General features: G+C 53.8%; 18 protein-coding genes. 10 read left to right on the top strand and 8 right to left on the bottom strand.

Annotated features, from left to right (window positions below; genetic code table 11):
* Window positions 1–160: 160 nt before the first annotated feature.
* From coaBC to slmA, 3 genes are all read left to right on the top strand, one after another.
* The gene (gene coaBC / locus GEAM_RS18575) at window positions 161–1369 is read left to right on the top strand and encodes a bifunctional phosphopantothenoylcysteine decarboxylase/phosphopantothenate--cysteine ligase CoaBC (protein ID WP_072009928.1); all 1209 of its coding nucleotides are present in this window, start codon (window positions 161–163) and stop codon (window positions 1367–1369) included.
* Window positions 1356–1829, top strand: a complete 474-nt coding sequence (gene dut, locus GEAM_RS18570) for a dUTP diphosphatase (RefSeq protein WP_034794501.1) — start codon at window positions 1356–1358, stop codon at window positions 1827–1829. Before coaBC ends, dut begins: the two co-directional genes overlap by 14 nt.
* 215 nt (window positions 1830–2044) lie before the next feature.
* A complete protein-coding gene (slmA, locus tag GEAM_RS18565) occupies window positions 2045–2641 on the top strand; it encodes a nucleoid occlusion factor SlmA (RefSeq protein ID WP_034794500.1) in 597 nt (198 codons plus the stop codon).
* A gap of 78 nt (window positions 2642–2719) precedes the next feature.
* On the opposite strand, the gene GEAM_RS18560 is transcribed toward slmA, so the two are convergent.
* From GEAM_RS18560 to rph, 4 genes are all read right to left on the bottom strand, one after another.
* Window positions 2720–3253 (bottom strand): GDYXXLXY domain-containing protein, encoded by a 534-nt coding sequence (locus GEAM_RS18560; protein ID WP_034794498.1) that lies wholly within the window; start codon window positions 3251–3253, stop codon window positions 2720–2722.
* Entirely contained in the window at window positions 3243–5426 is a 2184-nt protein-coding gene (locus GEAM_RS18555; protein ID WP_246867343.1) for a DUF4401 domain-containing protein, read from the bottom strand. The genes GEAM_RS18560 and GEAM_RS18555 overlap by 11 nt, the downstream gene beginning before the upstream one ends.
* Before the next feature lie 65 nt (window positions 5427–5491).
* Complete coding sequence (gene pyrE / locus GEAM_RS18550) at window positions 5492–6133, bottom strand: orotate phosphoribosyltransferase (protein WP_034794496.1); 642 nt, start codon at window positions 6131–6133, stop codon at window positions 5492–5494.
* Between the two features lie 82 nt (window positions 6134–6215).
* The gene (gene rph, locus GEAM_RS18545; RefSeq protein ID WP_034794493.1) at window positions 6216–6932 is read right to left on the bottom strand and encodes a ribonuclease PH; all 717 of its coding nucleotides are present in this window, start codon (window positions 6930–6932) and stop codon (window positions 6216–6218) included.
* A 205-nt stretch (window positions 6933–7137) separates the two neighbouring features.
* On the opposite strand from rph, the gene GEAM_RS18540 reads away from it, so the two are divergent.
* Entirely contained in the window at window positions 7138–8001 is an 864-nt protein-coding gene (locus GEAM_RS18540; RefSeq protein ID WP_034794491.1) for a YicC/YloC family endoribonuclease, read from the top strand.
* A 79-nt stretch (window positions 8002–8080) separates the two neighbouring features.
* On the opposite strand, the gene fabF is transcribed toward GEAM_RS18540, so the two are convergent.
* Window positions 8081–9355 (bottom strand): beta-ketoacyl-ACP synthase II, encoded by a 1275-nt coding sequence (fabF, locus tag GEAM_RS18535; RefSeq protein WP_034794488.1) that lies wholly within the window; start codon window positions 9353–9355, stop codon window positions 8081–8083.
* Between the two features lie 151 nt (window positions 9356–9506).
* Window positions 9507–10127, bottom strand: coding sequence for a TetR/AcrR family transcriptional regulator (locus GEAM_RS18530; protein ID WP_034794486.1), 621 nt, complete (start codon window positions 10125–10127; stop codon window positions 9507–9509).
* Between the two features lie 369 nt (window positions 10128–10496).
* Here GEAM_RS18530 and GEAM_RS18525 point away from each other — a divergent pair, with 369 nt between their 5' ends.
* Window positions 10497–11114, top strand: coding sequence for a trimeric intracellular cation channel family protein (locus tag GEAM_RS18525; protein WP_034794484.1), 618 nt, complete (start codon window positions 10497–10499; stop codon window positions 11112–11114).
* Window positions 11115–11131: 17 nt separating this feature from the next.
* Here GEAM_RS18525 and ligB read toward each other — a convergent pair whose 3' ends face one another.
* Window positions 11132–12844 (bottom strand): NAD-dependent DNA ligase LigB, encoded by a 1713-nt coding sequence (ligB, locus tag GEAM_RS18520; RefSeq protein WP_034794671.1) that lies wholly within the window; start codon window positions 12842–12844, stop codon window positions 11132–11134.
* A gap of 292 nt (window positions 12845–13136) precedes the next feature.
* Between ligB and gmk the strand changes: the two genes are divergently transcribed.
* Genes gmk through recG form a run of 5 tightly spaced genes read left to right on the top strand, consistent with a single transcriptional unit; the run spans window position 13137 to window position 18994 of the window.
* Window positions 13137–13760, top strand: a complete 624-nt coding sequence (gene gmk / locus GEAM_RS18515; protein ID WP_034794482.1) for a guanylate kinase — start codon at window positions 13137–13139, stop codon at window positions 13758–13760.
* Between the two features lie 54 nt (window positions 13761–13814).
* A complete protein-coding gene (gene rpoZ, locus GEAM_RS18510) occupies window positions 13815–14090 on the top strand; it encodes a DNA-directed RNA polymerase subunit omega (RefSeq protein ID WP_034794481.1) in 276 nt (91 codons plus the stop codon).
* Between the two features lie 19 nt (window positions 14091–14109).
* Window positions 14110–16215, top strand: a complete 2106-nt coding sequence (spoT, locus tag GEAM_RS18505; protein ID WP_034794480.1) for a bifunctional GTP diphosphokinase/guanosine-3',5'-bis pyrophosphate 3'-pyrophosphohydrolase — start codon at window positions 14110–14112, stop codon at window positions 16213–16215.
* Between the two features lie 5 nt (window positions 16216–16220).
* A complete protein-coding gene (trmH, locus tag GEAM_RS18500; protein ID WP_034794479.1) occupies window positions 16221–16916 on the top strand; it encodes a tRNA (guanosine(18)-2'-O)-methyltransferase TrmH in 696 nt (231 codons plus the stop codon).
* Window positions 16913–18994 (top strand): ATP-dependent DNA helicase RecG, encoded by a 2082-nt coding sequence (recG, locus tag GEAM_RS18495; RefSeq protein WP_034794478.1) that lies wholly within the window; start codon window positions 16913–16915, stop codon window positions 18992–18994. Before trmH ends, recG begins: the two co-directional genes overlap by 4 nt.
* Window positions 18995–19028: 34 nt before the next feature.
* On the opposite strand, the gene gltS is transcribed toward recG, so the two are convergent.
* Window positions 19029–20240, bottom strand: coding sequence for a sodium/glutamate symporter (gene gltS / locus GEAM_RS18490; protein WP_034794477.1), 1212 nt, complete (start codon window positions 20238–20240; stop codon window positions 19029–19031).
* Window positions 20241–20245 lie beyond the last annotated feature (5 nt).

Raw genomic sequence — 20245 nt, 5'->3', positions numbered from 1 at the left:
GGCATATTGGCACGCCGCGCCGCGTCTGTGTTCGCCGGGTTTCAGTCCTGCGAGACGTCACGCAAATAATTTATTCTCCTGCTGAGGAAAGCAGCGGATTGCTGTCATCAACCGCCGTTATGCTAAAATGTCGCTTCTTTCGGCTTTGAATCGGACAATCATGATGACGGGGATCTCCGGCAAACATATTGTGCTCGGTGTGAGTGGTGGCATTGCCGCCTATAAAGCACCAGAGCTGGTACGCCGCTTACGCGACAGAGGTGCAGACGTTCGGGTAGTGATGACTGAGGCTGCTAAGTCCTTTATTACACCGCTGAGTCTACAGGCAGTCTCTGGCTATCCGGTTTCAGACGACCTGCTCGATCCGGCTGCTGAAGCCGCGATGGGGCACATTGAATTGGGCAAATGGGCCGATCTGGTGCTGATTGCCCCTGCCACCGCCGATTTGTTGGCGCGCATGAATGCGGGCATGGCTAATGACCTGCTGACCACCGTGTGTCTGGCAACCGCGGCTCCTGTCGCAGTGGTTCCGGCGATGAACCAGCAGATGTATCGCGCAGCCGTGACGCAGGAAAACCTGCAACAGCTGGCTCAGCGCGGCACCTTAGTCTGGGGGCCAGACAGCGGCAGCCAAGCCTGTGGTGACGTCGGGCCGGGCCGCATGCTCGACCCATTGGTTATCGTGGATATGGCGGTTGAACACTTCGCCCCGCGCCACGACTTAGCTCATCTCAATATCATGATCACCGCGGGCCCAACCCGTGAAGCACTGGACCCGGTGCGCTTTATCAGCAACCACAGCTCGGGGAAAATGGGTTTTGCTATCGCCAAAGCCGCTGCCGATCGTGGGGCGAAAGTAACACTGATTGCCGGGCCGGTTAATCAGCCGACGCCTGCACATGTTGCCAGAATCAACGTCGAAAGCGCGCTGGACATGCAACGCGCTGTTGAAGCCAGTATTTCGAGCCAGCAGATTTTTATCTCTTGCGCCGCCGTCGCGGACTACCGCGCAGAAATAATCGCCGATGAGAAAATCAAAAAGCAAGGCGATGAAATTTCAGTGAAATTGGTCAAAAACCCAGACATCGTCGCCGGTGTTGCGGCGATGAAATCTCACCGTCCTTATGTGGTCGGGTTTGCCGCAGAAACCCAGAATGTGGAAGAATACGCTCGGCAAAAACGGATAAGAAAGAATCTCGACCTGATTTGCGCTAACGACGTTTCCCTTGCTGAGCACGGTTTTAATAGTGATACCAATGCTTTGCATCTTTTTTGGCAGGATGGGGAGAAAGTTTTACCGCTCAGCGATAAAGCACTTCTTGGCCAACGTTTACTTGATGAGATAGTCAGCCGTTATGAACAAAACTAGTCCGTTAAAAACAATCGACATTAAAATTCTCGACCCACGTATTGGTTCGACTTTCCCATTGCCGGCATATGCCACTCCAGGGTCGGCAGGCTTAGATTTACGTGCCTGCCTTGATGCCGCGGTTGAGTTAAAACCGGGCGAAACCACCTTATTACCTACCGGTCTGGCTATTCACATCGGTGATGCTAATCTGGCTGCGGTTATTTTACCGCGCTCCGGTCTTGGTCATAAACACGGGGTAGTATTGGGCAATCTGGTTGGCCTGATCGACTCTGACTATCAGGGCCAACTGATGATTTCCGTCTGGAACCGTGGTCAAACAACCTTCATGGTTGAGCCGGGCGAACGCGTTGCTCAAATGGTCTTCGTACCCGTTGTCCAAGCCGAATTTAATCTGGTTGAAGACTTCGAAAGCAGCGAACGTGGCGCAGGTGGCTTTGGTCACTCAGGTCGCCAATAAGAACCTGTTCAGCACCGCGCTTGAAACGCGATATTGAACAGATTCTTATCACTACCAGACCGCACTAAAAACCCAATGTTATCAATGCCAAGCGCATCGAGTTCGAAGGGTAAACACGATAAGTGAACTAATAAGCCGCAGGATCTTCAAGATTCATGCGGCAATTGTGCGGTCTCTCATGTTTTAAGCCGTTTTTAGCAAGGGTCTATTCAGACATGGCAGAAAAAGAAACTACCAAAAGGAATCGGCGCGAGGAGATTTTGCAGGCATTAGCGCAAATGCTTCAGTCCAGCGACGGCAGCCAGCGGATCACTACGGCCAAACTTGCCGCCAACGTTGGGGTATCTGAAGCTGCACTTTATCGCCATTTTCCAAGTAAAACGCGGATGTTCGATAGCTTAATCGAGTTTATCGAAGACAGCTTAATCACCCGCATCAACCTGATTTTGCAAGATGAGAAAGAGACGCTGAACAGGCTGCGACTGATTCTTTTGCTGATTTTGGGGTTTGCAGAACGCAATCCGGGCCTGACCCGCATCATGACCGGTCACGCATTGATGTTTGAACAAGACCGCCTACAGGGGCGCATCAACCAGCTTTTCGAGCGAATTGAAGTGCAACTGAAGCAGGTTTTGCGCGAAAAGAAGATGCGTGAAGGCGGCGGATACAGCACCGACGAGACGCTGCTGGCGAGCCAGCTTCTGGCTTACTGCGAAGGCATGCTCTCGCGCTTTGTACGGTCCGAGTTTAAATATCGCCCGACGCAGGATTTTGATGCCCGCTGGCCGCTTATCGCCGCGCAGCTGATCTAACTCGTTTGGCTGCTAAAGCGTTTGCAGTAAAAAGGGCCGTAAGGCCCTTTTTTATTGCTGCGATTGAGAACAGAAAGCTCAGGGAAGGATGCGCGCACCCTTATCATCAAGCATGTAAGTCAGCAGCGCCGTGCCGTCATCAGACACCCTAAACTCGCCGTAGCGCGCTTTTTCAAAACGCTCGGCATGACCTTCCTGAAAGAAGTAACTCGGCGTGCCGATGTTCAAACGCATGCCTGAAAGATGGTATTGCAGCAGCTTCTCTTGCTCATGCAATGGCTGCCCTTGGTCCAAAACCGCGCTCACCGCTCTGCGCTGCTCGTCCAGCGTCACCACCAATTTGCCATTAGAAGGCAGACACTGCGCGCCGCTCTTGTGGCAGGCCTCACTCTGCTCATACATCCTCTGCTGCAAAGGCTGAACCAGAGCGTAGTTTAGCGCCATATAATCCCCCTGCATCAGCGAGCGCGGGTCAACCGGCGCCAGTTCGAGGATGACTACCGCGCCATGTTTTAGCAACTGCTCCTTTTGATAAATAGAGACGTTGGTCGCCAGCAGAACCAGCAGCACGATGACCCCAGCCAGCCATTTCAGCCCATGTTTAGTTTTCATATACAGCCTCCCCGCCCGTTGCTGGCAGTAGCTTCTTCGCCGCCAGAGCCAGCCCCAGCAAGACCAACCCGGTCATCAATAACAGCAGCGATTTATGCAGTAGCGAGACGCCGAGGAAATAGTACCAATAGGCGAGGTAGAGCAGCAGGAATGCGCTGGCAATCACCAACCACTCTTTGCTGCCTTGATGGCGGGCGGCGAGCAGCAGCAACAGCCCGAATCCCATGCCCGGCGAGAACAGCGCCACGCCTGCACACACGCAGGCGGCGGGCAGGTAAACCGCCGTCATTGGCGAGCGAAAAACCACGGCTTGAAGCACGCCGGCCAGAATAATGCCTGCCGCAATGCCCGTGCCCAAACTCATGGGCAGAAATATTGGCGCGGACGTGTCCCAGAAGAACGAGTCGAGCATATCCGAATGCACACCCGCGAGGCACAGCAGCATCAAAGCCGCCGGAATGCCATGCAGCAGGCTGAGGCTCAACGCGCGGCGAGCCTGGGTTTGAGGCTGATCTTGCCGGGCAATCTCGCAAATCCAACCAGCCAGAACTATCGCCACGACTATCGAGGTCGTAGCCGTCGCGATAGCGGGATGTACATACTGGCTGGTCAGGTAGCCGAGGGAGAACACCAGAATAAAGAAGAACGCCGTCACCGCCATAAAACGGTAAGCGCGGTTCGGCATGAAAACCGCCATCGCCGCCAGCACCGGCAAGAACCACAGCGAATCGATAATAAAATTGCTGTTCCAGTCGGGGTCAATCAGCAGGTAAAGGCTAAAACACAAGCCATAGGTCGCCGCGATAGCCCACGCGAGACCGATATGCTGCTGGCCAATCCCCTTGGCGCGCAAAAAGGCCGCCGCCAGACAGGCAATAATCAGTGAAGGCACCAGCAGGGTGATGCCGCTGAGCGAATCGAGCAGGCCGGTGGCATAGAGCAATAGCGCCAGCAACGCCAAAATAATCAGCGCGGCGACCCAGCCACCCAAAGCCAGCACCGCGCGCAGATACCAAGGCAGATGCGACGCGTAGTCGAAACCTTGCAGCTCGGCGCTCTGCTCTTCACTCAATAACTGCCGCTCAGTCAGCTCGTGCAGCAGGCCGCTCAGGGAATCAGGCTTACTATCCTCCGCCTGCCGTTGGTACAGCTGCTTGCGCCAGTGCAGCAGCACCGCGCCCCCGGCCACCAGCCAGAGCATCATTAAGCAGCAGGCAAAAAACAGGCTGCCGAGATCCCAGAGACGGTCGAAGAGCTGCATGATCAGTAAGCAGCCGATGAACACCACGCTAATCACGCCCAGTGTCAGCACGCATAAATCCGGGCGGCGATACCGATAGTAGCCGTAGCCCAGCAGAATCGTCAGCACCCACAGCAGTAGGCCGATTTTACTGCTGTAGCTCCACGCGGTGATCACCTCGGCGGCCAGCGGCGTCAAGGTCAGCAACAGATAAGCGGCCATCAGGCGCGGCAACCAGCGACTCGCCAGCCAGCTGTCGGGGCTGCGCTTTTGTGCATATTCCGCCAACGCCTCGCGCAAAATCAGGCAGAAGGCCTGTATCGCGATATAGATATAAAGGGTGGAATCGCTGAACCAGCCGAGATTAGCGAAAGGTATATCGCTAAAGAAGGCTGAACTTCGGCCCACGTAATAGAGTTGGAAGGCCAGATTGGCGACCACCCAGAAGCAGAACCACAGGCCATTGCGCCGGGCAATAAGGGCCAGCGGTAACAGCACGATGGCCCACGCGCGGAACAGCTCCCAGCTGTCTGCACCTGTTTGATACACCTGCCCATATAAGGCAAACAGGCCGCCGAAACTCAGCCCGAGCGCCAACAGGGCGGATTGTGCAACGCTGTCATACCAGCGCCACCACACCACCACGGCCAGCGCGACTATCCATAATTCCACCAATGCGAACTTAGCCATTTTGGGCATCAGCGCCCAGTTCCACGCAATGAAAAACACCACGCCGCAGGCCAAGGCCAAAAAACCCAGAATAGACAGGAACAGCATCAGGAATCTGCGCCAGCCTGCAAGATTGGGCCGCACACCGCAGTAATACAGGATTTTTTGATAGGCCGCCGGACTAAGCCGACTTCCCTCAGACGAAGGATTATTGCGAAGAGCTGAAAGGGAACGGCACAGACTTTCTGCCGCCCCACCAGGCATTGCACCATGCTTATGCGACGACAAATCCATACTGATTCCCTTTCAGTGGCGATGCTTAATAGAGTTTAGACCCCGTACTTCTGCTGGTAAGCACGCACGGCGGCCAAATGGTCGGCCATTTCCGTTTTCTCTTCCAGATAAGCAATCAGGTCTTGCAGAGTGATAATCGAAATCACCTTACAATGATAGTCGCGCTCGACTTCCTGAATCGCAGAAATATCGGCACGGCCGCGCTCTTGGCGGTCGAGGGAAATCAGCACGCCCGCGAGGGTCGCCTGATGCGCCGCGATAATCTCCATTGATTCGCGAATTGCCGTACCGGCGGTGATCACATCATCCACCAGCATGATTCGGCCCTGCAACGGGCTTCCTACCAGCAAACCGCCTTCGCCGTGATCTTTGGCTTCTTTACGGTTAAAGCAGTAAGGCACGTCGCGGTCGTGATGCTCGGCCAGCGCCACGGCAGTGGTGGTCGCAATCGGGATCCCCTTGTAGGCCGGGCCAAACACCAAGTCGAAATCGATTTTGGAATCAATCAAGGCTTCGGCATAAAAACGGCCCAGCAACGCCAGATCGCGTCCAGTATTAAATAAACCGGCATTAAAGAAGTACGGGCTGATTCGGCCTGATTTCAAGGTGAATTCACCAAACTTCAAAACCTGTTTGTTCAATGCAAATTCAATAAACTGGCGCTGATAAGCTTTCATGGGGGTCTCCTGTCTACTCTGTTCTCAGTCGGTCGTCGGCCTTTAGGCCATAAAAAAGGCGACTTCTCAGTCGCCTTAAAAATTATTCCGCTAGCGCCGCTTTCTGCGCCTGGAAGATGGTGTCGATTCCCTCTCGTGCGAGGGTCAACAAGCTCAGTAGCTCTTCATGGCTGAACGGCTCACCTTCTGCGGTGCCCTGCACCTCAATCATGCGGCCATCTTCCATCATCACTACGTTCATATCGGTTTCAGCCGCAGAGTCCTCAACATACTCGAGGTCGCACAGCGCTTCGCCATTCACGATACCCACTGACACCGCCGCCACCAGACCTTTCATTGGGTTGGCTTTCAGCTTGCCAGCAGCAACCAGCGCATTCAGCGCGTCGGCCAATGCTACGCAGGCACCACTAATAGAAGCAGTACGCGTGCCGCCGTCAGCTTGCAAAACGTCGCAGTCGAGCGTGATGGTGAATTCGCCGAGCTTTTTCAAATCTACGGCGGCGCGCAGCGAGCGAGCAATCAGGCGTTGAATCTCAAGCGTACGCCCGCCCTGCTTGCCTTTCGCGGCTTCACGGAAATTACGCGTGTGGGTAGAGCGTGGCAACATGCCGTATTCGGCAGTGATCCAACCCTGCCCTTGGCCTTTAAGAAAGCGCGGAACACCTTCTTCAACCGTGGCGGTACAAAGCACTTTGGTATCACCAAATTCCACTAAAACTGAACCTTCAGCATGTTTGGTATAGTTACGGGTCAGTGTCAGGGGGCGCACCTGTTGTGCATTTCGGCCTGCTGGACGCATGGGTTGATCTCCGGGTCGCGAATCGTGTTTGGCTGCGCATTATACAGAAATTCACCCGCGTTGCATCTGGCGGGCGAGTGAGTAAATCGCCCGAGAATATCTGTGTAAAGAGCCTGAATATGCGCGCGGGTTTCAGGGAATGCCTATCATGACCCGCCCACGGAAGCTATAATCGCTCCATCTTTACATCAACAGGTACGCAGACATGATCCGTAGTATGACCGCTTATGCCCGACGTGAAATCAAGGGCGACTGGGGCAGCGCAGCGTGGGAACTCCGCTCGGTGAACCAACGTTATCTCGAAACCTACATCCGTCTGCCAGAGCAGTTCCGCAGCCTCGAGCCGGTGATCCGCGAGCGTCTTCGCTCCCGCCTGACCCGTGGGAAAGTCGAATGTAACCTGCGTTTTGATCTCGACCCAAGCGCGCAAAGCACGCTGCAATTGAATGAAAAGCTGGCTAAACAGCTGGTTGCAGCCGCCCAGTGGGTCAAGATGCAGAGCGACGAAGGCGAAATCAATCCGCTGGAAGTCCTGCGCTGGCCGGGCGTGATGCTGGCCGAAGAGCAAGATTTAGATGCGATAAGCAATGAACTGCTGGTTGCGCTGGAAACCGCCATCGACGATTTCATCACCGCCCGCGAAAGCGAAGGCGCCGCCCTGAAGACGCTGATTGAAACGCGCCTCGACGGTGTAAGTGCTGAAGTGGTTAAAGTACGCGCCCAGATGCCAAACGTGCTGCAATGGCAGCGCGAACGTCTGGTCAGCAAACTGGAAGATGCGCAGGTTCAGCTGGAAAACACCCGTCTGGAGCAAGAGCTGGTATTAATGGCTCAGCGCGTAGACGTGGCAGAAGAGCTGGACCGCCTTGATGCGCATGTAAAAGAAACGCATAAAATCCTCAAAAAGGAAGAAGCCGTCGGCCGCCGTCTGGACTTCATGATGCAAGAGTTCAACCGCGAATCAAACACGCTGGCTTCCAAATCCATCAATTCTGACGTCACCACCTCAGCCATCGAGCTGAAAGTGCTGATCGAACAAATGCGCGAGCAGATTCAGAATATTGAGTAACTGCACTGTAAGCCCCAAACAAAAAGCCCGCTTTCGCGGGCTTTTTCATATCTACTTCGTGTCTACAGCTCAGTTTTGATTAGTTTTCCCAGCGTTTCAGCAGCACGCAGGCGTTAACACCGCCGAAGCCGAAACCGTTGGAGAGCGCATAGTTGATCGCGTATGGCAGAGCTTTGTTGCCGACGATATTCAAACCTTCGGCTGCCGGGTCTTTATTGTCCAGATTCAGCGTTGGTGGCACGATCTGGTCGCGAATGGCCAGAATGGTGAAGATAGTCTCAAGGCCGCCCGCCGCGCCCAGCAAGTGGCCGGTTGCAGATTTAGTCGAGGTTACCGCCAGCTTGCCGTCGGTGCCGAACAGGGTTTTGATGGCGTTAATCTCACCGAGATCGCCCACTGGAGTCGAGGTCGCGTGCGCATTCAAGTGCTGAATATCAGATGGCTGCAAACCTGCCTGACGCAGAGCAATTTTCATCGCGCGGCCAGCACCGTTGCCGTCTTCAGCGCCGGATGTCATGTGGTATGCATCGCCGCTGGTACCGTAACCGACGATTTCTGCCAGAATTTTCGCGCCACGGGCTTTCGCGTGTTCCAGTTCTTCGATAACCAGCATGCCTGCACCTTCGCCCATCACGAAACCGTCACGCGCGCTATCAAACGGGCGAGAGGCTTTTTCAGGATGGTCGGTATGGCCGGAAGACATTGCTTTGGCTGCCGCAAAACCACCCAAGCTTACGGTATCGATGGCAGCTTCTGCGCCGCCGCAAAGTGCCACGTCAGCTTCATCGTTACGGATTAAGCGCACAGCATCGCCGATAGCCTGAACACCAGCGGCACAAGCCGTCACCGGTGCGCCAATCGGTCCTTTAAATTGATGTTTAATCGATACTTGGCCAGACGCTAAGTTCACCAAGAATGAAGGAATGGTGAAAGGCGACAAGCGTTTTGCACCACGGCTGTCATTTACGCGAACCGCGTTAGCAATCGCCGGGAAGCCGCCGATACCTGAACCGATAATGGTTGCAGTGCGCTCTTGCTGCTCAGCGGTTTCTGCTTTCCAGCCGGAGTCTGCAATGGCTTTATCAGCCGCTGCCATCGCAAACAGAATGAAACGGTCCATTTTTTTCTGGTCTTTAGGCAAGACTGATTCATCGGGATCAAAGCCTGATTCCGGGTCCTGCTCTTTCGTTAAAACCTGACCGCCAATTTTTACAGACAGGGTTTCTACGATTTCATCAGGTAAAACGCGGATACCTGACTGACCTGCCAGTAAACGCTTCCAGATGGTTTCAATGTCGCAGCCAAGAGGACTCACAGCCCCCATGCCGGTAATAACCACTCGACGATGAGTCATAAAACGTTCCTCTTTCGTTCTTAAAGTTCATATTGCCTAGCCGGCTTTTTACCACAAACCAGCCTCGGCGGGATTATTGTCACCTTGGGTGACAGTATGTGATGAATTACGATTTTGTAAACTCGTAACCTGAAAATTTTTGTATCCTTTCTTAATTCGAAAGGCTGCGCAGCACCATACTTGTGATTGCGATCACGCGTTCTTCCAGCTGCTCGGGCGTTTTCTGTTCAAGCATCAAGGGGTGGGAGAACGGCGTCATCACGCTGGTTATCGCCAGACACACTTCATCAATCGGCGTCTTACGCTCAAATTCACCAGACTCTCGGCCATCGGTAACGACTTGTTGAACAATGCTGTAAAGCTCCGCGCGATGATTCAGCGCAGATTTCCAGTGTTGCGCGGCGGCAACGGCGGCAATATCGTGCAGCTTTCTGTCTTCAAAGAACAGATCCAGACTTTTAGTCATCAAGGCTTTGAAAATAGTGCGTAAGCGCAGGGTCGCCGTTTGGTCGCTGTCGGCTATTTCACGCAGTGCTAACCCAATTTGCCCTACTCGCTGGGAACACACCGCTTCGCCAATCGCCTGCTTTGACTCAAAAAACTTGTAAATATAGGCACTTGAAACACCAATCGCCTTAGCCAAATCAGCGACCGAGGTTTTGGCATAGCCAAAATGACGAAAATGGTCAAAAGCCGCGTTGATGATCTGCTCACGCCTTTCATGTTCAGCTGGTCCGCGCTGCGTTAACGCAACTGGATTTTCAGGTTTCATGCATTCCTCCAGACGAGCATGTCAGTAACTCAATACAACACCGAACATCAATGTTATGAGTGATGATTTTTAATAATCGTAACCTGCGCAGCCTTTTTACGCCACCGGTAAAGCATAAAATGAGAGATGGAAGCTCATTGAAGGGGAATTGATGAAAGCTACAAGGGTTAAACTTCGATTTATTATTTCTAATGTGAAGATTAGCCAGTCTTTGTGTATCCTTTTAAGGAAAGGGATTATCTTCGCCAACGGATTATTTTTTATAATCCGATGCACTATCTGTCAGAAAAACTCAATCGCTCAACCCAACAAACCTCACTACTCTGAGCGCCGACCCACACTTCACCTTTTTTAAGACCAGCGAAAACTATGTTGCTTACCGTTCTTTATATCATTGGTATTACAGCCGAAGCGATGACAGGTGCCTTAGCGGCCGGACGTCGCAAAATGGATACCTTTGGCGTCATTATCATTGCTGCGGCGACTGCCATTGGCGGCGGTTCGGTCCGCGACATGCTGCTGGGCCACTACCCGCTGGGCTGGGTGAAGCACCCTGAGTACATTGTGATTGTGGCCGCAGCCGCCCTGCTGACGACTTTCCTCGCGCCGCTGATGCGTCATCTCCGTCGGCTGTTCTTGGTATTAGACGCCCTTGGCTTGGTGGTCTTTTCTATTATTGGTACCCAAGTCGCGCTCGATATGGGGCATGGTGCCATCATAGCCTCGGTGTGTGCGGTGATAACCGGCGTCTTTGGCGGCGTACTGCGCGATATGATGTGCAATCAGATCCCGCTGGTGTTCCAAAAAGAGATTTATGCCGGTATCTCATTCGCCTCGGCTTGGATTTACATCGGTTTGCAGTACTTCTCTTTGCCACACAATTTGGTGGTAATTATCACCCTGCTGGTTGGTTTTATTGCCCGCCTGATCGCCCTGCGTTTCCGTCTGGGGCTGCCGGTATTCAACTATCCGCATTCCGATCACTGAGAAACCCAGCTCAATTGCTATTCGGGCATACCTGCTAAATCAAAGGCAGGTATGCGCTGCTGGCCCAGAAACTCAGCCAACTCTTGAACGTCTGGGTGATGGATAAACGCTAAAATTTCCCCGACTCTCTTTTTGCCAATTCCCACCGATTTTTGCCAACCTTCTGCCGTTAGGCTTTCAACTTCCCGCCAGTGCTTCTGAGATGCAGCCACGTTCAGTGCAAAGGTGGGGAAGCCAATAGCCGAAAGCCACTGTCTGAATGTTTTCTGTTTGGCGAGTTGCAACTCAGCATAAATGTTCTGCCCCTGCTTCGGACCTAGCCCCGGCGATGCAGCAATGCTCTCAGGAGTCAGATTCAACCAATCTGCCAAATCCGTCACTTTCTTATCATTCATCAGTGACCGCCAAGTGGCCTCCCCCAGCCCTCTCAATTTTAAGGCGTTCGGGCCACTCAGCCATGTCAGGCGAGACAGAAATTGCTGCTCGCAGCCCGCTGTGGGTTTGAAGCAGGTGAGCGCCGTGAACTCATTAATGTCGGTGTCAGGTGTGTTAGGCCTCTGCTTTACGCGCCAAACAACCTTCTCCAGCACGGGTATACCCTGCCCAGCCAAAACAATAGAAACGTGGTCGCCCGGCGCGAGATCCCAGTGCCGCAGCTTCTCTGGCGAACCGATGCTGACCTTGGTCAACGTTTTATCATCTAGCTTTATCGCGTTGAGATGCACGATCACCGTCCGTTTGCCTCGCCTGCCGACCAGCGTTTCAATACTTCTTATCTCCGCGAGCTGTGTCTGCGGCGGGTATTTCCAGGCAATCGCCCACTCCGCCGTATTGTTCTTCCAATATCGGCCAGCGGGCTCTTGCCCCTGCCGTATCACCACGCCATCAGTGGCAAAAGGCAAAGACTGGCGAAACCACTGTTCTCGCCAGTGGGCGATATCCTTGGCAAGCTTCACCGGCTGGGAAAAAGACTCCGCCAGAGGAAAACCTAATCTGGTCAGTTCGCTGAGCCTTGCCTGCATGGTTTTCGGCCCGTCGGGCCATGACCAGATAAATAGCCCCAACTGACTTAAGGTCGCAGAGGAGGAGTGCCGCATCATGGCTCCGGCAACTTTCGCGCGAGCATTCATGCCACCCAAGCTTGCCTGCTGATGACCGTTCATCAGCAGATACAGTTCCCCTTGCAGAACCAATTGCTCACGGCGGTCAGGGATCGTGGGCAAAATAGCGGGTATAAATGCGGCTTTGGCGGTCCAGTCCTGCCCCATCAGACCATCGCCACGGCTCATCAGAGAAACCAGCTTTCCTTTCTGGTAAACCAACGTCACGGCAACACCATCTATTTTCGGCTGAACCCAAAGGTCTTCCCGACCACTCAACCAACGAGCCAAAGCGGCTTCATCGCGAATTTTCTTCAATCCGGTGTGAGCAAAAGGGTGCTGGGTAACAGCGATTTGAGCAGAAGAAGCCTCGCGTGGCGGAATCGCCTCCGAGACAGGCAGACCTGCGCATCGCAGCCAGTCGCTCTCTTTATTACGCAAGCTGTCATAGGTCACGTCATCTATCAGGCTCTGCCCAAAGTGGTGATAACGCCTGTCCCAATGCAAAAGCTGCGCAGTCAGCGCCTGAGTTTCAAGACTTAATCGTGACTGAGGCCAGTCAGGGCAGGCTGCAAAGCACTGGGCGGGCAGAAAGCAGAGCATGAGTAGACGTTTAACTATTTGGCGCATCGGCATCTCCTTGTGGGCCTGACTAAAGCCCTGCGAGTAGATACCGAACTGCCTTTTCTCTCCAGCACCGATGAACAAGCTTGCGAGATGTATTCCTGACATTCGACTTTGTTGCTGCAACAGGAAAAAATTTTGGAATGTATCGTGGAAAAATGACTTTCAGCGCTGTTTTATGCGCGGATGTTGCGATGAAATACGTCTCAACGCTGCACCAGAAGCGGCTAGCGTGTATACTGTGCGGAAGATCACTCTTCGCACACTTCCTATCAACCTATTCAGTTGAAACGTCATCATGGTCCAAGGCACGCTATATATTGTCTCCGCACCCAGTGGAGCAGGTAAATCAAGTCTGATTCAGGCTTTGCTGAAAACTCAGCCTCTTTACGATACTCAGGTTTCAATTTCGCATACCACTCGCGCAGTTCGTCCGGGAGAAAAACATGCAGAGCACTATTTCTTCGTTTCGAAAGAAGAATTCTGCGAGATGATCGCTAAAGACGCTTTCCTCGAGCATGCTGAAGTTTTCGGTAACTACTACGGCACCTCGCGCGAAGCGATTGAGCAAGTTCTGGCATCAGGCGTTGACGTGTTTTTGGACATCGACTGGCAAGGTGCGCAGCAAATTCGTAAAAAGATGCCGCAAGCGCGCAGCATTTTCGTTTTGCCGCCGTCGAAAGACGAACTGGATCGCCGCCTACGTGGCCGCGGACAGGATAGCGAAGAAGTCATTGCCAAGCGCATGGCGCAAGCCGTCGCGGAAATGACCCACTTCGCTGAGTACGACTATTTAATTGTGAATGATGATTTTGATCTGGCTTTATCGGATTTAAAAACCATTATTCGCGCCGAACGTCTGCGTCTGAGCCGTCAAAAGCTCCGCCATGACGGATTAATCACCAAACTATTGGCAGACTGAAGTCACTTTCAGTATTATGCCCAGTCTTTCGTCACCCTGTGGAGTAGCACATATATGGCACGCGTAACTGTTCAAGACGCTGTAGAGAAAATTGGTAACCGTTTTGACCTGGTGTTGGTGGCTGCTCGTCGCGCACGCCAGCTGCAATCTGGTGGTAAAGATCCACTGGTCGCTGAAGAAAACGATAAATACACTGTTATTGCCCTGCGTGAAATCGAAGAAGGTTTGATTACTAATCAGATCCTCGACGTTCGCGATCGTCAGGAGCAACAAGAGCAGGAAGCCGCAGAGATTCAGGCAGTAACTGCCATCGCTGAAGGCCGTCGTTAATTAACGAAACGGATCTCACTTGTACATCTTTGAAAGCCTGAATCAACTGATTCAAAAATACCTGCCAGAGGAGCAAATCAAGCGCCTCGTGCAGGCTTACCTCGTCGCGCGGGACGCGCACGAGGGGCAGACTCGCTCGAGCGGTGAACCTTATATTACTCACCCGGTAGCGGTAGCCTGTATTTTGGCTGAAATGAGGCTCGACCACGAGACTCTGATGGCGGCGTTATTACACGACGTCATCGAAGACACGCCTGCGACATACCAAGATATGGAGCAACTGTTCGGCAAAAGCGTTGCCGAGCTGGTCGAAGGCGTTTCAAAGTTGGACAAGCTGAAGTTCCAAGATAAGAAAGAGGCGCAGGCGGAAAACTTCCGCAAAATGATCATGGCGATGGTGCAAGATATCCGCGTCATTCTGATCAAACTCGCCGACCGTACCCATAACATGCGCACGCTGGGCTCTTTACGCCCGGATAAACGCCGCCGCATTGCCCGCGAAACGCTGGAAATTTACAGCCCGCTGGCACACCGTTTGGGTATCCACCATCTGAAAACTGAGCTCGAAGAGCTAGGTTTTGAAGCCCTGTATCCGAACCGTTATCGCGTCATTAAAGAAGTGGTGAAAGCCGCGCGTGGTAACCGTAAAGAGATGATTCAGAAGATACTTTCTGAAATTGAAGGGCGTCTGACCGAAGCCGGAATTCAGTGTCGGGTGAGTGGTCGCGAAAAGCACCTCTATTCTATCTACTGCAAAATGCACCTGAAAGAGCAGCGCTTCCATTCCATTATGGATATCTATGCTTTTCGGGTCATCGTCAAAGAACTCGACACCTGCTACCGCGTGTTAGGTCAGGCTCATAGCCTGTATAAACCGCGTCCGGGCCGAGTCAAAGATTACATCGCCATTCCAAAAGCCAACGGCTATCAATCTCTGCATACTTCGCTGATTGGCCCGCACGGCGTGCCGGTTGAAGTGCAAATCCGTACCGAAGATATGGACCAGATGGCCGAGATGGGTGTTGCCGCTCACTGGGCCTACAAAGAGAATGGCGAAAATAGCACCACGGCGCAGATTCGCGCCCAGCGCTGGCTGCAAAGCCTGCTTGAGCTCCAGCAAAGTGCCGGTAACTCATTCGAATTCATTGAAAGCGTAAAATCAGACCTCTTCCCTGATGAAATTTACGTCTTCACCCCTGAAGGACGCATCGTAGAACTGCCAGCGGGCGCGACGCCTGTCGACTTCGCCTACGCAGTTCACACTGACATTGGCCACGCCTGTGTCGGTGCGCGCGTCGACAGACAGCCTTACCCGCTTTCGCAGCCACTGACCAGCGGCCAGACTATCGAGATCATTACTGCACCGGGCGCACGTCCGAATGCGGCGTGGTTGAACTTTGTTGTGAGCTCACGTGCTCGCGCCAAAATCCGCCAAATGCTCAAGAACTTGAAACGCGATGACTCCGTTTCGCTCGGTCGCCGGTTGCTCAATCACGCATTGGGTAGTGGTAAAAAGATTTCCGACTTGCCGCCAGAGAACATCAAAAACGAGCTGGATCGCATGAAGCTCACGGCGATGGATGATCTGCTGGCTGAAATCGGCTTAGGTAATGCCATGAGCGTGGTGGTTGCCAAGAATCTGATGGGCGACCAGTCGTCTATGGCGAGCAGCGGCACGCGCAATCTGCCAATCAAAGGCGCAGATGGCGTTCTGATCACCTTCGCGAAGTGCTGCCGCCCTATTCCTGGCGACCCGATTATTGCCCACGTCAGCCCGGGCAAAGGACTCGTTATTCACCACGAATCCTGCCGTAACATTCGCGGATACCAGAAAGAGCCTGAGAAATTCATGGCTGTAGATTGGGATGACCAAGAAACAGACCAAGAATTTATCGCGGAAATCAAAGTTGATATGTTCAACCATCAGGGCGCGCTGGCGAACCTGACGGCCGCCATCAATGCTGCCCAGTCGAACATTCAGAGTCTGAGTACCGAAGAGAAAGATGGCCGGGTTTACAGCGCCTTTATTCGCCTGACGACCCGCGACCGCGTGCACTTGGCAAACATCATGCGCAAAATTCGTATCATGCCGGATGTGATTAAAGTCAGCCGTAATCGAAACTAGCCGTCATGACTCCTGAACGTTATGCGCGCATCTGCGAAATGCTTGCAGCCCGGCAGCCAGACCTGACGGTATGCATGGAAGAAGTGCACAAGCCGCATAACATCGCAGCTGTTATCCGCACCGCAGATGCCGTTGGCGTTCATGAAGTCCACGCGGTTTGGCCCTCAAGCCGCATGCGCACGCTGGTTTCCTCTGCGGCCGGAAGTAACAGTTGGGTGCAGGTGAAAACTCACCAAACCATTGAGTCTGCCGTCGCCAAAATGAAAGCCAAAGGGATGCAAGTGCTGGCCACTCACCTTTCGGACAAAGCGGTAGACTTCCGCACCATCGACTACACTCGCCCAACCTGTATTCTGCTCGGTCAGGAAAAAACCGGTATCAGCCCCGAAGCCCTTGCGCTGGCCGACAGCGATATTGTTATCCCCATGGTGGGCATGGTCCAGTCGCTGAATGTCTCCGTCGCCTCTGCACTTATTCTGTACGAAGCACAGCGCCAGCGGCAGAACGCTGGCATGTATCAGCGCGAAATCAGCCCGTTAACGCACAAAGAGCAGCAGCGCCTGCTGTTTGAGGGTGGTTATCCTGTATTATCGAATGTCGCGAAACGCAAAAAACTTCCTCGCCCGCTGATCGACGAAACTGGGCAAATCGTGGCTGATGATGAATGGTGGTCCGCAATGCAAATGACGGTTAAAAGATGAAAGGCCGCCTGCTCGACGCCATCCCTCTGACGTCGCTTTCCGGCGTTGGGGCCAGTCAGGCTGATAAGCTAGCTAAACTCGGCCTCGAAACCATTCAGGACTTACTGCTCCACCTCCCCCTGCGCTATGAAGACCGCACCCGACTCTATGCCATCAATGACCTGCTTCCGGGCATTTTTGCGACCATAGAGGGAGAAGTATTGCGCAGCGATATCAGCTTTGGCCGACGCCGAATGCTGACCTGCCAGATTAGCGACGGCACGGGCATGGTCACTTTGCGGTTCTTCAATTTCAATGCGGCGATGAAAAACAGCCTCGCTCCCGGAAGGCGCGTTACCGCCTATGGTGAGATAAAACGCGGCACCATCGGCGCAGAAATCATTCATCCTGAATATCGTATTCAAGGCGAAAACAGCGAAGTGGTTCTGCAAGAGTCTCTGACGCCGGTCTACCCGACGACGGAAGGTATCCGGCAGGCAACTCTGCGTAAGCTTACCGATCAAGCCCTTGAGCTTCTTGACACCGTCCCGATTGCCGAACTGCTGCCCGAAGAACTCAGCCGTACGCTGATTTCTCTGCCGAAAGCCCTGCATCTTCTGCACCGGCCGCCGCCAGATATTCAGCTAGCCGATTTGGAAAAAGGCCAACACCCCGCGCAACGCAGATTGATTATGGAAGAGCTACTTGCCCATAACCTCAGTATGCTCGCCGTCCGGGCCGGCACTCAAAGTTATAAAGCCTTGCCGCTCAAGCACGATGACCGTTTGAAAGATAAGTTTTTGGCTTCGCTGCCTTTCAGCCCTACCGGCGCGCAGCAGCGCGTGGTGGCCGAGATTGAACAGGATTTAGCAAAAAACTACCCGATGATGCGCTTGGTTCAGGGCGACGTTGGCTCAGGCAAAACGCTGGTTGCTGCACTGGCCGCACTCTGCGCCATTGCTCAGGGCAAGCAGGTTGGGCTGATGGCGCCGACAGAGCTGCTGGCTGAACAGCATGCCAATAACTTCCGCCAGTGGTTCGAGCCGCTGGGTATTAAGGTGGGTTGGCTGGCTGGCAAGCAAAAAGGCAAAGCGCGTCAGGCCCAGCAAGAGGCTATCGCCAGTGGCGAAGTTTCCATGGTGGTCGGCACCCACGCCATATTCCAAGAGCAGGTGCTTTTTTCCTCCCTCGCCTTAGTGATTATCGATGAGCAGCACCGTTTCGGGGTTCATCAACGTCTGGCGCTGTGGGAAAAGGGCAAACAGCAGGGGTTCCATCCGCATCAGCTGATTATGACCGCCACGCCCATTCCGCGAACTCTTGCGATGACTGCCTATGCTGACCTTGATACTTCAGTCATCGACGAACTGCCGCCGGGCCGAACGCCGGTGACCACGGTCGCCATTCCAGATACTCGCCGCAGCGACATTATTGCGCGGGTGAAAAGCGCCTGTGAGCAAGAAAATCGTCAGGCTTACTGGGTGTGTACGCTGATTGAAGAGTCGGAAATGCTAGAAGCGCAGGCCGCGGAAGCGACGTGGGAAGGCTTAAAAGAAGCCTTGCCCGAGCTGAAGATTGGTCTGGTTCATGGGCGGATGAAAGCTCAGGAAAAACAAGCGGTCATGTTGGCTTTCAAACAGGGTGAAGTGCAGTTGCTGGTCGCCACCACGGTTATCGAAGTGGGCGTGGATGTGCCAAATGCCAGCCTGATGATTATTGAGAACCCAGAGCGGCTGGGTCTGGCGCAGCTTCACCAGTTGCGCGGCCGCGTCGGTCGTGGCGCTGTCGCCTCGCACTGTGTGCTGCTGTATAAAACCCCGCTGAGCAAAACGGCGCAGATTCGCCTGCAAGTGCTGCGCGACAGCAACGACGGCTTTGTGATTGCTCAACAAGATTTAGAAATTCGTGGGCCGGGTGAGTTACTGGGCACCCGACAGACCGGCAGTGCGGAGTTTAAAGTGGCAGACTTACTGCGCGATCAGGCGATGATCCCCGAGGTACAGCGCATTGCGCGTTACCTGCAACAGCAGTTCCCGCAACATGCTCACGCGCTGATTGAACGTTGGCTGCCCGAAAGAGTGCGTTACACCAACGCCTAAGTGAGTTAAGTGCCGTCCTTGGCACTCAATCACATCAAGCCACGCTTGGGAAAACAGGCAGCAGTAAGAACAGTTTGATGACTATCGCGTTCGCGATATCAATAAAGAATGCGCCCACCATTGGTACCACCAGAAACGCCAAGTGCGACGGGCCAAAACGGTTGGTGATCGCCTGCATGTTGGCGATGGCGGTCGGCGTTGCTCCCAGACCAAAGCCACAGTGCCCCGCCGCCAGTACCGCCGCGTCGTAGTTGCGCCCCATCACCCTGTAAGTCACAAAAATCGCGTACAGCGCCATAGCCAGAGTCTGAACGCCGAGGATTGCCATCATCGGCAGCGCCAGCGACGCCATCTCCCACAATTTCAAACTCATCAAAGCCATCGCCAAGAACAGCGAAAGGCTGACGTTGCCCAGCACGGAAACCGCGCGGTCGAAGACGCGATAGAACCCCAGCCACGCCAGCAGGTTACTGAGGATGACCCCGACGAACAGCACGCAAACAAAGGTCGGGATTTCGAAGGCCGAGCCTTGCAGCAGCTTGGAAACATGAGTGCCCAGCGTCAGGCAGATAGCAATCAGGGCGATGGTTTCCAGCAGAACCATTGAGCTTATCATGCGCCCGACGGCCGGTTTTTCGAAGGCGCTCGGGTCCGCCGCGTCGTCCGGCGTGCCGTTGGGAGTCGAAGAGTGGCTGACCAGATAGCGAGCCACTGGGCCGCCGATGATACCGCCCAGCACTAAGCCGAAGGTGGCGCAGGCCATGGCCACTTCAGTGGCATTCTCAAAGCCGTATTTCTCTATGAACAGCTTGCTCCACGCGGCCCCCGTTCCGTGGCCTCCGGATAGCGTGATAGATCCGGCAAGTAAGCCCATCAGCGGGTCAAGCCCGAGCAGCTTCGCCATGCCAATGCCGATGGCGTTTTGCAGCAGCAGTAATCCCAGCACCACAAAAACCAGCAGGGCCAATGCCTTACCACCCGCGCGTAGACTTGCAAGGTTGGCATTTAGACCAATGGTGGCGAAAAAGGCCAGCATCAAGGGTTCTTTCAACGACATGTCAAAACTCACTTCCCAATCAAAGAGTTGGTTAGCGAGCAAGAGTAAGAAAGCCACCAGCAAACCGCCCGCTACTGGCTCAGGAATAGTGTACTTTTTAAGGAAAGAGATTGATTGGACGCACTTACGGCCCAAAAGGAGGACTAATGTCGCGGCAACCAGCGTGCCATAGGTATCGAGGTGAATCATTGAAA

This window comes from Ewingella americana ATCC 33852, from assembly GCF_000735345.1.
In the GTDB taxonomy this organism is placed as follows: Bacteria; Pseudomonadota; Gammaproteobacteria; order Enterobacterales; family Enterobacteriaceae; genus Ewingella; species Ewingella americana.
The sequence above is the reverse complement of the archived record's forward strand: the minus strand, read 5'-3'. Positions and strand labels throughout refer to the sequence as shown.

Bases quoted from the DNA above. Each gene is read 5' to 3' on its own strand.
- GEAM_RS18560 (WP_034794498.1), bottom strand. From the start codon at position 3,253: ATGAAAACTAAACATGGGCTGAAATGGCTGGCTGGGGTCATCGTGCTG.
- ligB (WP_034794671.1), bottom strand. From the start codon at position 12,844: ATGCGCCAAATAGTTAAACGTCTACTCATGCTCTGCTTTCTGCCCGCC.
- rph (WP_034794493.1), bottom strand. From the start codon at position 6,932: ATGCGTCCAGCAGGCCGAAATGCACAACAGGTGCGCCCCCTGACACTG.
- pyrE (WP_034794496.1), bottom strand. From the start codon at position 6,133: ATGAAAGCTTATCAGCGCCAGTTTATTGAATTTGCATTGAACAAACAG.
- coaBC (WP_072009928.1), top strand. From the start codon at position 161: ATGATGACGGGGATCTCCGGCAAACATATTGTGCTCGGTGTGAGTGGT.
- dut (WP_034794501.1), top strand. From the start codon at position 1,356: ATGAACAAAACTAGTCCGTTAAAAACAATCGACATTAAAATTCTCGAC.
- fabF (WP_034794488.1), bottom strand. From the start codon at position 9,355: ATGACTCATCGTCGAGTGGTTATTACCGGCATGGGGGCTGTGAGTCCT.
- GEAM_RS18525 (WP_034794484.1), top strand. From the start codon at position 10,497: ATGTTGCTTACCGTTCTTTATATCATTGGTATTACAGCCGAAGCGATG.
- trmH (WP_034794479.1), top strand. From the start codon at position 16,221: ATGACTCCTGAACGTTATGCGCGCATCTGCGAAATGCTTGCAGCCCGG.
- recG (WP_034794478.1), top strand. From the start codon at position 16,913: ATGAAAGGCCGCCTGCTCGACGCCATCCCTCTGACGTCGCTTTCCGGC.
- GEAM_RS18540 (WP_034794491.1), top strand. From the start codon at position 7,138: ATGATCCGTAGTATGACCGCTTATGCCCGACGTGAAATCAAGGGCGAC.
- gmk (WP_034794482.1), top strand. From the start codon at position 13,137: ATGGTCCAAGGCACGCTATATATTGTCTCCGCACCCAGTGGAGCAGGT.
- slmA (WP_034794500.1), top strand. From the start codon at position 2,045: ATGGCAGAAAAAGAAACTACCAAAAGGAATCGGCGCGAGGAGATTTTG.
- GEAM_RS18555 (WP_246867343.1), bottom strand. From the start codon at position 5,426: ATGCCTGGTGGGGCGGCAGAAAGTCTGTGCCGTTCCCTTTCAGCTCTT.
- gltS (WP_034794477.1), bottom strand. From the start codon at position 20,240: ATGATTCACCTCGATACCTATGGCACGCTGGTTGCCGCGACATTAGTC.
- rpoZ (WP_034794481.1), top strand. From the start codon at position 13,815: ATGGCACGCGTAACTGTTCAAGACGCTGTAGAGAAAATTGGTAACCGT.
- GEAM_RS18530 (WP_034794486.1), bottom strand. From the start codon at position 10,127: ATGAAACCTGAAAATCCAGTTGCGTTAACGCAGCGCGGACCAGCTGAA.